This window comes from Nostoc sp. NOS(2021), from assembly GCF_017115025.1.
In the GTDB taxonomy this organism is placed as follows: Bacteria; Cyanobacteriota; Cyanobacteriia; order Cyanobacteriales; family Nostocaceae; genus Nostoc.
The window spans coordinates 12,433-25,369 of sequence record NZ_JABXKM010000073.1 but is presented as its reverse complement, the minus strand read 5'-3'; the positions used below and the strand labels follow the sequence as shown (position 1 = coordinate 25,369).

10 protein-coding genes and 1 pseudogene are annotated in these 12,937 nt (G+C 43.2%); 6 read left to right on the top strand and 5 right to left on the bottom strand.

Going from position 1 to position 12,937, the window contains the following annotated elements; genetic code table 11:
- Nucleotides 1-20 precede the first annotated feature (20 nt).
- The gene (locus HWQ41_RS08855; protein WP_292761604.1) at nucleotides 21-590 is read left to right on the top strand and encodes a Uma2 family endonuclease; all 570 of its coding nucleotides are present in this window, start codon (nucleotides 21-23) and stop codon (nucleotides 588-590) included.
- Nucleotides 591-769: 179 nt separating this feature from the next.
- On the opposite strand, the gene HWQ41_RS08850 is transcribed toward HWQ41_RS08855, so the two are convergent.
- From HWQ41_RS08850 to HWQ41_RS08830, 5 genes are all read right to left on the bottom strand, one after another.
- The gene (locus HWQ41_RS08850; protein ID WP_292761601.1) at nucleotides 770-2,860 is read right to left on the bottom strand and encodes a pentapeptide repeat-containing protein; all 2,091 of its coding nucleotides are present in this window, start codon (nucleotides 2,858-2,860) and stop codon (nucleotides 770-772) included.
- A 75-nt stretch (nucleotides 2,861-2,935) separates the two neighbouring features.
- Nucleotides 2,936-3,202 (bottom strand): hypothetical protein, encoded by a 267-nt coding sequence (locus HWQ41_RS08845; RefSeq protein ID WP_292761600.1) that lies wholly within the window; start codon nucleotides 3,200-3,202, stop codon nucleotides 2,936-2,938.
- 431 nt (nucleotides 3,203-3,633) lie between these two features.
- The gene (locus tag HWQ41_RS08840; RefSeq protein ID WP_292761597.1) at nucleotides 3,634-3,858 is read right to left on the bottom strand and encodes a hypothetical protein; all 225 of its coding nucleotides are present in this window, start codon (nucleotides 3,856-3,858) and stop codon (nucleotides 3,634-3,636) included.
- A gap of 305 nt (nucleotides 3,859-4,163) precedes the next feature.
- The gene (locus tag HWQ41_RS08835) at nucleotides 4,164-7,511 is read right to left on the bottom strand and encodes an efflux RND transporter permease subunit (protein ID WP_292761595.1); all 3,348 of its coding nucleotides are present in this window, start codon (nucleotides 7,509-7,511) and stop codon (nucleotides 4,164-4,166) included.
- A 248-nt stretch (nucleotides 7,512-7,759) separates the two neighbouring features.
- The gene (locus tag HWQ41_RS08830; RefSeq protein ID WP_292761593.1) at nucleotides 7,760-9,412 is read right to left on the bottom strand and encodes a mechanosensitive ion channel family protein; all 1,653 of its coding nucleotides are present in this window, start codon (nucleotides 9,410-9,412) and stop codon (nucleotides 7,760-7,762) included.
- A 492-nt stretch (nucleotides 9,413-9,904) separates the two neighbouring features.
- Between HWQ41_RS08830 and ahcY the strand changes: the two genes are divergently transcribed.
- From ahcY to HWQ41_RS08805, 5 genes and pseudogenes are all read left to right on the top strand, one after another.
- Nucleotides 9,905-11,182 (top strand): adenosylhomocysteinase, encoded by a 1,278-nt coding sequence (gene ahcY, locus HWQ41_RS08825; protein ID WP_292761591.1) that lies wholly within the window; start codon nucleotides 9,905-9,907, stop codon nucleotides 11,180-11,182.
- Between the two features lie 127 nt (nucleotides 11,183-11,309).
- Nucleotides 11,310-11,726: pseudogene (locus tag HWQ41_RS08820) on the top strand (XisH family protein).
- Complete coding sequence (locus HWQ41_RS08815) at nucleotides 11,714-12,043, top strand: XisI protein (protein WP_292761589.1); 330 nt, start codon at nucleotides 11,714-11,716, stop codon at nucleotides 12,041-12,043. Before HWQ41_RS08820 ends, HWQ41_RS08815 begins: the two are co-directional and overlap by 13 nt.
- Nucleotides 12,044-12,056: 13 nt before the next feature.
- Entirely contained in the window at nucleotides 12,057-12,476 is a 420-nt protein-coding gene (locus tag HWQ41_RS08810; RefSeq protein ID WP_292761588.1) for a XisH family protein, read from the top strand.
- Nucleotides 12,464-12,796 (top strand): XisI protein, encoded by a 333-nt coding sequence (locus HWQ41_RS08805; RefSeq protein WP_292761586.1) that lies wholly within the window; start codon nucleotides 12,464-12,466, stop codon nucleotides 12,794-12,796. The genes HWQ41_RS08810 and HWQ41_RS08805 overlap by 13 nt, the downstream gene beginning before the upstream one ends.
- Nucleotides 12,797-12,937 lie beyond the last annotated feature (141 nt).

Genomic DNA, 12,937 nt, shown 5'->3' with positions numbered 1-12,937 from the left:
CAATTACGAATTACAAGAGTATGTCCACGACAAAACCTGTAGAACGTCTGTATACTTTTGAGCAATATCTCACCTACGATGATGGCACTGACAAGCGCTATGAACTTGAAGATGGGGTACTGTTAGAAATGCCTCCAGCCTCAGATTTGCATGAAGCGATCATTACTTTTTTGTTAATCCGCTTCTATCTGGAAATCCAACGACTAGGGTTAAACTGGCAAGTTCGCCCTAGCGGTACTGGCGTTCGTACCTCTGTGAAAAAATCCCGCCTACCTGACTTAATTGTGATGACTGAAGAACAGCGACAATCTATTCAGGGTAAATCGGCTGTACTTGAGTTACCACCAATGTTGACAGTAGAAGTGGTTAGCGCTGAGTCTGTGAAGCGAGATTATCAAAGGAAACCACTTGAGTATGCAGCCTTTTCTATTCCTGAATACTGGATTGTTGATCCTCTTGAGGCAAAGCTGACAATCTGTTTGTTGAATGAAGGACGTTATAACCAAACAGTATTCACAGGAAACCAGCAGATATATTCTCCGAGTTTCCCTGAGTTAAAACTGACAGCGCAGCAGATATTAACGGCTTAGTCAAATTGAGCCAGTGCGAATGGAATTCGCGGCTACACAAACAAAGTCCGCCTGCGCGGACTAAGTAAGGAAAAATTGAGGGTTTGAAATCCACGGAGGTCGGTTTTGCCTGTGTAGATGCGGTTTCTAACCGCCGATTTAACTACGGTGTGTTGCATCTCAACGAGAACAGCGATAAATTATCCTAAACCGAATAATTTAGAAATCGCAGGCAATAATTTATTAGTCGCTTCAACCAGGGAAGCGATCGCAGGTAAACCAGAAAATAGCCCTTTTAACATGATGATTGCATTTTTTGCAGTCTTTTGCTTAGTGGATTCTTGAGGATTTTTAGCTGCTTCTGCTAAAGCTTCTACCTGTAATAAGGCATCAGCCTTATCTGTTTCAGGCAAATCTGAGGACTGTGAAATTGCCTCGTGCAACTGCGTCAATAATTCTTTAATGCCGGGTTTATCTGCTTCTGGTGAATCAGGTAACTCATTGAGGGCAATACTCACATTACCGCTGATGGTTCCCAGATTAGCAACAGAACCACCGCCAGCGATACCGCTGACATTACTGCTGTCTTGAATATTGATGCCGCTGATATCAGACATGATGGTATTTCCTTGTGTATAAGATTTAGGCTGCCTAAGTGCAGTTGTGATCATATTTTTTAAATCACTAATATAACTATCTTTTTCTACCAGCAATAATTGCTGACTCTGCGATAAAGCTTTGAGTTGATTATAGTCATCAAAATATTCGGCACTCAGTTGAGATTTATCGCTACCTGCTGCGGTTTTGGCTCTGAGTAAGATTTTATCATCGCCGCGTTTCTCCATTGCCACGATTTCTAACTCAGCTTCAGGATGGTTTTCAGCAAGGTTTTTGAAGGCGATCGCGATCGCGCGAGGATCAACGCCTTGATTATGATAAAGGTCGAGGGTGTCAAAAATTGGCTTGATAAAGTCGGCAAAATCCCCGTCTGCAAATGTCTCTTGTTTATTATCAGGTTTGCGGAGGGGGTCGGGGTCTTTTTTTGTGCCGACGCGCATGAAGACATATTCACACCTCACCCCATGCAATTTAGTTGTATTTGTAATCCCCCAATCTTCAATGTAAGCTCCAGTAAGGGTTGCACCTGTTAAATCTGTGCCGTCTAGTTGCGTTTGCTTCAGCTTTGCTCTTGACAAATCGGCATCTTGCAAATTAGCTTCACTGAGATCAGCCCCAATAAAGCTGGCATCTGCTAGGTTAGCTGATTGTAAGTTGATACCTCGCAGGTTTTTACCGTCAAAGTTTTTGTCCTGTCCCTGTCCTGTAACCAACAGTTGACGTACTTGTGAGTTTTGCAGATAAGTCGAGCCAGGACGAACACGGTCAAGCATTTTGGCTTGATGCCAACGGCTACATATAAGGATAGTGTTTCGCAAATCTGTACTTTTGAGCGTAGCTTGGGTGAAATTAGCACCTGTTAAGTCAGCGCCATAAAAACTTGTACCTCCTGTTGCAGCAAAGATAACAGCAATATTACGAACCAAGGAGTGCTTTTCGTCTCCTTTCATGGCTCGCCAACTGATGTAGATGCTAAGTAACGTTCCAGCTACGGCGAAGGCGACGGCTAAGGCGACGGCTAAGGCTCCAGCTACGGCGAAGGCATCAGCTAAGACGCAGGCTCCAGCTAAGGCTCCGGCGAAGGCTCCAGCTAAGGCTCCAGCGAAAGTTAAGGCTCTAGTTAAGGCTCCGGCGAAGGCGAAGGTTATGGCGAAGGTTACGGCTCCAGCTAAGGCTCCGCCGAAGGCGAAGGGTCCGGCGAAGGCGAAGGCTACGGCTAAGGCTCCGGCGAAGGCGACGGCTAAGGCTTTAGTTACGGCTAAGGCTACAGCAAAGGCGAAGGCTACGGCAAAGGCGAAGGCTATGGCTCCTAAACCAGCTGCTAGTCCTTGGCGAATTGTGAAGAAGAAAAAGGCAATTAATACGATTAGAACAGTCCAGCCGCCAATCTGATGGATTAAGGAGGAAGTATTAAATATTGGTGACACAAAATAACCGTTGACAATCCATAAAAATCCTGAAAGTCCCGACAATAGCCATGAGACAAGGACTAGGGAAATTACCCAACGTCGTTGCAGTCCAGCTTTGGCATGACTGAAGTTTGCACCTGTTAAATTAGCATTGGTGAAATTTGCCCCTCGGATGTCGGCATAGCTAAAGTTTGCACCCGCAAGGTCTTTCCTACCTTTGAAGTTGCGTCCTCGGAGATTTTGACCGGAAAAATCTTTAGCCATGTTCCACTTTACAGAGGTGAGCAAATTTTACTACACGCTGACCCCTGTAAATTCAGGAATGGTTAGATATATTTGTTAGTTGAGCTTCAAACCCGCAACTTCGAGGCTCAAAGGTGCAACATCGAGCCTCAGAAGGTCAACTTTGAGCCTCAGAAGGTCAACTTTGAGCCTCAGAAGGTCAACATCGTGCCTCAGAAGGTCAACATCGTGCCTCAGAAGGTCAACATTGAGCCTCAGAAGGTCAACATTGAGCCTCAGAAGGTCAACTTCGAGCCTCAAAAGGTCAACGTCGAGCCTCAGAAGGTCAACGTTGAGCCTCAGAAGGTCAACTTCGAGGTTCAAAGGCTCATTTTTGCACTTTTATATTAAAACGCGATGTGCGACTTAATATTTTGACCTCTCTCCAAACCTCTCTCCTAAAAGGAGAGAGGCTTTGAATCTTACTCCCCTTCCCTTGTAGGCTATGCGTTACCCACATCTTTCTTTACAATCTTGAAACCCATGTTCTATAACCGTCTTAGACACTGAGAATTTAGGCATACTTGACAAATTCGCTTTTAATCTTCTCGCTAAAACTGCGTTTTTATTGAGAATGAACAACGAACGAATCTGGGTTATAAAAACCTGAGTCAATACTCTCGCAAATGTTAAGAAAGATCCGGGTAATGGATAGCCTTGTAGGGAAGGGGTTGGGGGTTAGGTTTGAGAGAAAGTTGCACATCGCTTATTAATAGCGTTCACTTCTGTCATGAAGCGTCAGCCAGCCCCATGTATCAATAAAAAGTTGAACCCTCATAAAGTTCGTCGTCTAAGTTAGCAGCCAGGGAGCCGTTAGATACTGCACCGATAAAGTCTGCAAGAGGATCGCTGCTTTGGGTGGGTGGGTTAGATGTTGGTGATTTTAGAGTAAGTGCAAGCTTTTGAACATACTGCAACACGTCTTTTAGGTGCTGTGGCAGTTGTTCAATTGCGTCAAAGATGGCTTGTTTAGTTGTCATAGCAATAGCTCAACAATAATTCGTAATGACGCTCGATGACTCGCTACCGCTTCGCTAACGTAATTCGTAATTCGTAATTAAACCGATAGCGCCACGGAGAGCGAGTCTGGCATACGGTTTTACAATCTAATTCTTACTCAAAATTCTATAACGGTTTACAAGTGCAATTTCTGTCATTTTAGCGATCGCATCCTATTCTTGAGAGTGCCGTTTATCTCGTTCCCAGTCGGAGACTGGGAATGCCTAATAAGAGGCTCTGCCGCTTAACTTGCGGCAGAGCCAAAATAGAAACTTAACAGCAAAAGTCAGCCGATCCCATCCTCCTGAGACCTAAGTTGTGTCTCTGGCTGAGTTGAGCTAGCAGGCAAAACCCGATGTTCAGATCCCAAAGTTCCATTAGGAGAATCTGGAGGCTTTGAGCCACCCGATCCCTTCCGAGGTGATATAGCCTGAGCCGCACTCTTGACTAAGATGTAAAGAATTGGCACTAAAAACAAACTCAAGAACGTCGCCAGCATCAGCCCCCCAAAGAGCGCTGTTCCTAAAGACCAACGGCTGCTGGCTCCAGCCCCTTGAGAGATCACCAAGGGCAAAAATCCTAACAGCGCTGCAAAGGAAGTCATTAAGATCGGTCGCAGACGTTCTTGCCCCGCTTTCACCGCCGCCCGTGTGTAACTCATGCCTTGCTCATGCAGCTGATTGGCAAATTCTACAACTAAAATTGCGTTCTTGGCGGCTAGACCTATCAAAGTCACCAAACCTACCTGGCAATAGATATCATCCACCACTTTCGGGAAGAGGCTACCTGCCATGAAAATATTGGAACGTAGCCAAATCGCCGTCATCGCTCCCAAAACTGCCAGGGGAACTGTCAGCAAAATAATGATCGGGTCAACGTAGCTTTCATACTGAGCCGCCAGCACCAGAAAGACAATAACGAACGCGAAGGCAAAAATCAAGCCCGTAGATCCCCCAGATGTCTTTTCCTGGAGATAAGTCCCTGTCCACTCATAACCAAACCCTTGAGGTAAGACCTCGGCTGCTAGTTTCTCCATCGCTTGAATCGCCTGTCCAGAACTAGCACCAGGAGCAGGAGCGCCCTGGACTTTGATTGACCTGTACAAGTTATAATGCGAAATGGTTTTCGGCCCCACAAAGGGAGTAACTTTCACCAAATTGCTCAACGGAATCATCGCCCCACTTGCAGAACGAACATACAGCTTGCCAATATCATCTGGATTAGAGCGGAAAATCCCATCTGCTTGGACATATACTCGATACTGTCGCTGTCCCTGCACAAAGTCATTCACATATTGCGACCCCAAGTAACTTTGCAACGCCCCAAAGATGTCGTTGAGTTCGACGTTGAGAGCTTTGGCTTGGTTGCGGTTCACTTGGATGTCAAATTGGGGAGTGTCTGCGGTGAACTGAGTGAAGACTCTTTGGAGAACAGGATTTTTATTTGCCGCCCCAATGAACTTTTGAGCAGTATCAAGCAGGGTTTGAATCGGCGCATTTCCGGTTTTGTCTTGAATGATAAACTCAAAACCACCCGTAGAACTTAAGCCTCTAACTGGAGGAGCATTTACAGCGATCGCTCTCGCATCTGTAATTGTAGAGAGCTTTTTGTTCATCCTCTGAAGTATTCCATAGACAGACTGAGATTCTAGAGTTCTCTCTTTCCAGGGTTTCAGGTTAGCAAAGGCAATGCCTAAATTAGAAGCATTGCCATCGAAACCAAAGCCACTAATCATAAAACTAGCTTGAACTTCGGGAAGCGATGTTACTTCTTTAACAACCCGATTCATCACAGATTCGGTGTATTTTAAAGAAACCCCATCAGGCCCCTGGACAACTACAAAGAAGTAACCCTGATCTTCCTCTGGAATAAATCCAGTAGGCACTACTTTGTACATCAAAACCGTTGCTACTAAACCACTGATAAAAACCCCAATTACAATCGGCTTGACATGGGTAAGGTAGCTAACAAACCCGACATAGCGACGCGTAAACCAGCTAAATCCCCGATTAAACTGCGTAAAAAACCACCCCAAAGGGCCCCGTGGAGTCTGAGCAGGGCGCATCAGGATGGCTGCCATACTCGGAGAGAAAGTTAAAGCATTGAAGGTGGAAATGGCAATAGAGCAAGCAACGGTTAACCCAAATTGTTTGTAGACAATCCCAGTAGTGCCCGGAATGAATGTAACTGGAAGGAATACCGCCATGAGTACAAGTGAAGTGGCAATGACTGCCCCAGTCAACTCTTTCATGGCTTCCATAGCTGCATCAAGGGGCTTCAAGCCCTGCTCCAGTTTGACTGCAACTGCCTCCACCACAATAATCGCATCATCGACAACAAGACCGATCGCGAGGACGAAACCAAATAAGGTCAGTGTATTAATCTGAAATCCTAAAACCAACAGAGCCGCACACGTCCCAATCAGAGAAACAGGGATCGCCACAGTGGGAATGATCGTGGTACGCCAGTCTTGCAAAAAGACAAAAATTACCAAGACTACCAAGATAATCGCTTCAACCAGAGTGTGCAGAACTTCTTCGAGGGAAATTTCTACAAATGGAGTGGTATCAAATGCCACCTGTCCTTTTAGTCCAGGTGGAAAACTCTTCTCTAGTATTTTGATTTGGTCTTCAACAGCATGGGCAACATTCAGGGCATTACTACCCGGAAGTTGATATATCCCCAAACCCACGGCTGGCTTGGGATCATTTCCTGGTAAGGTGAATTTGGCATCAGCGAGATAGCTCTCTGCTCCCAGTTCAACTCGACCGATATCTCTGACCTTAACTAGGGTGCTATTAGTGCTGGTATTAGTGGTGCTGGTACTATTAGTGGTGTTATTAGTAGTGCCATTAGTGCCACCTTGACTCACCTTCAGTACCATATCCTCAAATTCAGCCGCATCTTTAAATCGACTAGTTGCCCGTAAAGCAAATTCAAAACTTTGATTATCTGGTGCTGGTTCCTTACCAATTGACCCTGCACCCACCTGAATATTTTGTTCTTGCAGGGCAGTTGTCACATCTTGAGGAGTTAGTTGATGTTGGGCAAGCTTGTTGGGATCAAGCCAAAGACGCATGGCATATTTGCGTTCCCCAAAAATGGTGGCTTGTCCCACACCAGGAAGCCGTTTGATCTGATCGAGAATAAACAGATCGACATAGTTACTGATAAAAAGGTTGTCATACTCATTATTTTCTGAGTAAAACCCATAGACGAGAAGGAGACTGCTTGATGCCGTTTGAACGGTCACACCTGTTCGTTGAACGGTATCTGGCAATTGAGGTGAAGCAAGTCCTTCTTTATTTTGAACGTTTACTTGAGCAATATCGCTATTGACTTGAGTTGGGAAGGAGACAGTTATGTTGCTGGAACCATCATTACCCGTATTAGAAGATATATAAGATACATCTTTAACACCATTAATTTGTCGCTCAATAATGTTGGTGACAGTGCTTTCTGTTGTTTGAGCATCTGCACCAATATTGGTGGAGCTAACGGTGATTTGCACGGGGGCGAGGTCTGGTAGTTGAGAAATCGGCAGGATCGGAATACAGATGCTTCCCAGCAGCAAAATGATGAACGTGCAGACCGTCGTCAGGACTGGCCGTCTGATGAAGGTATTGACAAACATAAAATCAGGGAAAAGTTCAAGACTGGTTAGTGAGGTAGTAGCTTTTTATTAATAATAAGTATTTATTCGGGCTTAGTGTTGGCGATCGCGCAAGATTGGGCATTGGGCATTGGGCATTGGGAAGAGACAAGGAAGAAACAAACTTGTTCAATATTCTCCCTCGTCCCCCTCATCCCCCTGCTCTCCTGGGATGAGAGAGGTCAGGATTTGGTCTAATCAACTGAAAAATGCGGTAATCAATCCAAATTCTAATTAGCTTTGCCATTCTCCTGAAAATTTAACAAATGATCATCATTGACCCAAATTGCTTGTTGAGGTACAGAGATGGAAATTCCAGCTTCGTCTAGGGCAACTTTCAGGCGGCGGCGAAGCTCTCGTGCTACATCCCATTGTTTGAGGGGCTGTGTTTTAATCCAGACGCGAATAATCAAACCGCGATCGCCAAATTGATCTATTCCCAAAACTTGCGGCGGTTCCAAAATTTGACGCTGCCATTGCATTTCTTGATTCATTTTCTCGGCAACAGTTTCAATCAACTTCAAAGCCTGTTCTGTATCGGCTTGGTACGCGATCGGGATCGTTAAATCGGCTCGTGACCAACGACTAGAAAGATTGGCAACAACTTTAATTTCACCATTGGGAATCGTGATCAAGCGCCCTTCGGAATCCCGCACTTGGGTCATCCGCAAATTCAGATTTTCTACTAAGCCTCCCACGTCTCCCACAGTAATCACATCGCCTAAAGCGTACTGGTCTTCTAGAATGATCAAAAAACCGTTAATCGCATCTTTAATTAAGTTTTGCGAGGCCAGAGACAATGCAACACCAACTAAACTGACACCCGCTAGCAAGGGAACGATATCTATCCCCAAGGATACCAGCGCTAGTAAGATACCAACTCCCACGCAGATACCAGTAGCGATGCTTTTAGTCACACCAGAAAATGTGGAAACTCGCAGTTGCAGCCGTTCAGAACTTTCTGGGGTTAGGAAAGCACCACTGCTGATTAGAGTGGTGGTGAAGCGGTCAATTAGGGCGTAGGTAAAACGAATCACTACATAGGTTCCCAGGAACACGATACCTAATCGCAAAGGAAATTGGGCGGCAGTGATAATTCCTAGCTGAAACCCTCGTGTATAGGGAAATAGTCCCAAAATAAAGAAGCTTCCACTTCCCCAAATTCCGGCTTGACTTAGCTGAAACAATCGTCTTTTGACTTCTTGGAGATGCTGCTTTTGCTGTTGATTCAGTTGTGTTGTAATTGGTTGAGCTGCTGCTGTTGAAATTGGGGAGTTTTGGGGCCCTCTGGGGGGTTGGGAGGCAATGGGGTATAATAAATTCTTTTTGTCACGCTGCTCCCAGCTATATACCCCCCAACTCATGACAATCATTGCTAGTCCGATGCCCGCAGCAATTTTACCTTGGCCGATTAAAAATTGAGTTTGTCTTTCTTGCTTTGCTTCTTGCAAGTCTTCTTCTAACGCTTCGGCCACTTGATTTGCCGATGTCGATATATCTACCTGTCGCAGTCCAGCATCTTCAGAAGTGACGGTCATCAGATATTGACCGTTCACATAAATTACTGGTAATTCGTTTACTTTGCGAACTTCTACCTTGACTGCTGTTTTTGCTGGTGATTGAAAGTAATTTTGGCCAATTTTCTGCAACTTCTTTTGAATATCTTCTGAACGCTCAGGAAAGTTGGCTTTTGATGCTGCTATCTGAAATAACCGACGACCATCTAAATAAATCCAGCCCGAAACAACTCGATCATTTGAATCATTACTCACACTGCTGGGAGCTTGCAGCTGCGGTAAAAAAGGAATCTGGGCTGTGGCTTTGGGCACAGATACAACGGCTATGGCCATTGAACTAGCGATCGCCAAAAATTGAAAGCGCACTCAAACACCTCCTTGATTAAAATCAACTAATGACTACTTCTCTAACCATCCTCCGCAATTACTTTGGGTAAATGTACTTATCTAAAGTTGAGGTTTTCCTTTAGATGATGTTTTTGCAATTTATCTATCTTTAGACAGATGACAATGTACTTAGAATCAGCAGGTAAGCCTTGGAAGAGTCTTACTCTTACCAAACATAAAACAAAAACGAAGAACCTGGGGATGAAGTTGACATTCGGCTTATCAAACGTCAAGCTAGTTTTGAGGACTATTGACCGTGCCAATTTGAGATTTTGGATTTTGGATTTTGGATTAAAAATGGGTTCAAGCCCCACCCCTTGTAGGTGTAGTCAATCCAAAATTGCAAATCTAAAATCCAAAATTGTTTGACTAGTGATTTGCTAAATACAAGCAAAAATCGCCAGTAGTAGAATAACCTAGTAGAGTGCGTAAATTTTACGTAGCTTTTTTAATTTTTTGAGGAAACTTTTGATGACCGCAACTTCTCCCCGATTAAAGCACGAGGTTAAAGACCTCGGCCTAGCTGCCTTGGGAAGACAGCGCATTGAATGGGCTGGACGCGAAATGCCAGTTTTGCGGCAAATTCGCGATCGCTTCGCCATCGAAAAACCCTTCGCTGGTTTACGCCTTGTAGCTTGCGCCCACATTACAACAGAAACAGCACATTTGGCGATCGCTCTGAAAGCCGGTGGTGCAGATGCGCTTTTAATTGCTAGCAATCCCTTATCAACCCAAGATGACGTAGCCGCTAGCCTCGTCCTCGATCATGAAATTCCCGTCTTTGCTCAAAAAGGCGAAGATAACGAAACTTATAACCGCCACGTCCAAATAGCTTTAGATCATCGCCCCAACATTATTGTTGATGACGGTAGCGATGTAGTTGCGGCTTTAATCCAACACCGCCAACACCAAATTGCTGATTTGATTGGTAGCACCGAAGAAACCACCACTGGTATTGTGCGGTTACGTGCCATGTTTAGAGAAGGCGTTCTCACCTTCCCCGCAGTCAACGTCAACGATGCCGACACCAAGCACTTCTTTGATAATCGCTATGGTACTGGGCAATCAACCCTAGATGGCATTATTCGCGCCACAAATATTTTGTTGGCTGGTAAAAACATTGTTGTCGTCGGTTATGGCTGGTGTGGTAAAGGTACAGCCCTCCGCGCCCGTGGGATGGGTGCTAACGTCATCGTCACCGAAATCGACCCCATCAAGGCAATTGAAGCCGTAATGGATGGCTTCCGCGTCCTGCCAATGGCTGAAGCTGCACACCAAGGTGATATTTTTATCACTGTGACTGGTAACAAGCACGTCGTTCGCGGTGAACACTTCGATGTGATGAAAGATGGTGCGATCGTTTGTAACTCCGGTCACTTTGACTTGGAACTTGATTTGAAATACTTGGCTGCAAATGCTAAGGAAATCAAAGAAGTTCGTCCTTTCACTGAAGAGTACAAATTGAAAAATGGTAAATCAGTTGTCGTTCTCGGACAAGGACGCTTGATTAACCTAGCTGCGGCTGAAGGACACCCCAGCGCAGTTATGGATATGAGTTTTGCGAACCAAGCTTTGGCTTGTGAATACCTGGTGAAGAATAAAGGTAAGTTGCAACCTGGTTTGCACTCAATTCCTGTTGAAGTTGATCAAGAAATTGCTCGGTTGAAGTTGGAGGCTATTGGCATTAAGATTGATAGCTTGACAGCAGATCAAATTGAGTACATCAATTCTTGGACAAGTGGAACTTGATACATTGATTAGTTGATTTTTTTGGGGATAGGCGTTTTGCTTATCCCTTTTTTTGTGTTTCTCTCGCAGAGATGTAGAGCCATAGAGAGAGGATATAATAGGATGGAGGGTGTTATTGTAAGTTTGTATGTCAGCAAAAGATTTTTTTCATAATGCTGTTAAGTAAGCTTTAGAGAAAGATGGTTGGTTAATTACTGATCATCCTTTAATATTTATAGTAGATACTATAGAATTTCGTCTTGATTTAGGTGCAGAAAGACTTTTAGGAGCAGAAAAAGAAGGACACAAAATAGCAGTTGAAATAAAATCTTTTTTGGGAAAATCAGCGATTAGTGAATTTCATACAGCTTTAGGACAAACACTTAATTACCGTTCTCTTTTAAGAAAAGAAGAACCTGATCGTATTTTATATTTAGCAATTAGTTATGAAATATATACAGCTTTTTTCCTGATACCTGTGATTCAAGAAATAATTGCTGAACATAAATTAAAATTATTGATATTTGAAAGTAGCAAGCAGGAGGTTATCTTATGGAAGGAATGAATTATCCTGAATTAGTACAGACAGTATTAGCAAGACATACAGAAAGTCATTTAGCCAAGGGAACGGAAATACAATTAATATTTGACAATCAAAAAAATCACTATTTAGTAATTCATCTAGGTTGGGAAGGTGAAAAACGGACTTATGGTTCGGTGATTCATATAGATATTATCAATGGAAAAATCTGGATTCAGTGCGATTTGACAGAGGAAGGTGTAGCTAATGAATTAGTAGAATTGGGAGTACCAAAAACAGATATAGTTTTAGGTTTTAGATCACCTCATGTGAGACAGTTTACTGGTTTTGCATCTGTTTAAGGTTTTGCATATCATGTCAGCAAAAGATATTTTTCATAATACTGTGAAAGTAGCCTTAGAAAAAGATGGCTGGAAAATTACACATGATCCATTGTTTTTTAAACTCTCTGAACAAATTAGAATTAAAATAGACTTAGGAGCGCAAAAGTTAATTTCGGCTGAAAAAAATGAACTAAAAATAGCAGTAGAGGTAAAAAGTTTTATTGGGGTGTCAGCAATCTCAGAGTTTCATACAGCTATAGGCCAATTTTTGAACTACAGGGTAGCATTAGAACAAAAGGACTCTGAACGAGTATTATATTTAGCAATATCTCAAGATATCTACCAAGAGTTTTTTATAGATTCTTTTATTCAAAGTGTATTAGAACGGTATGAAATCAAATTATTTGTTTTTCATGTTCAGAAACAGGAGATAGTATTATGGAAAAATTAGATTATCAGGAATTAGTGAAAAGGATCATTTCTAAATATGCAAATGAGCAACCCAAAGAAGATTTAGAAAATACCGAAATTGTCTTTGATACAGAACGCGATCGCTACTTATTAATATATGTAGGATGGAATGATGAAGAAAGAGTGTATGGATGCCCAATTCATATTAGTATCAAGGATGATAAAATTTGGATTCAGCGCGATTTTACTGAAGAAGGAATAGCTAATCAATTAGTAGAATTAGGTGTGCCGACAACAGATATTGTTTTAGGTTTTAGATCGCCTTATGTCCGGCAGTTTACTGGTTTTGCATCTGTTTAATTTTTTCGTATTCTATACCGACTGAAGTTGAAGGTTGAGTATATTAATTCTTGGGAATCGTGAACCTGATGATTGATTAGTTGGTTTTTTGTGGATAAGCCAAAGCTTATCTCTTTTTTCTTGTGCGGCGTTATGGATTGA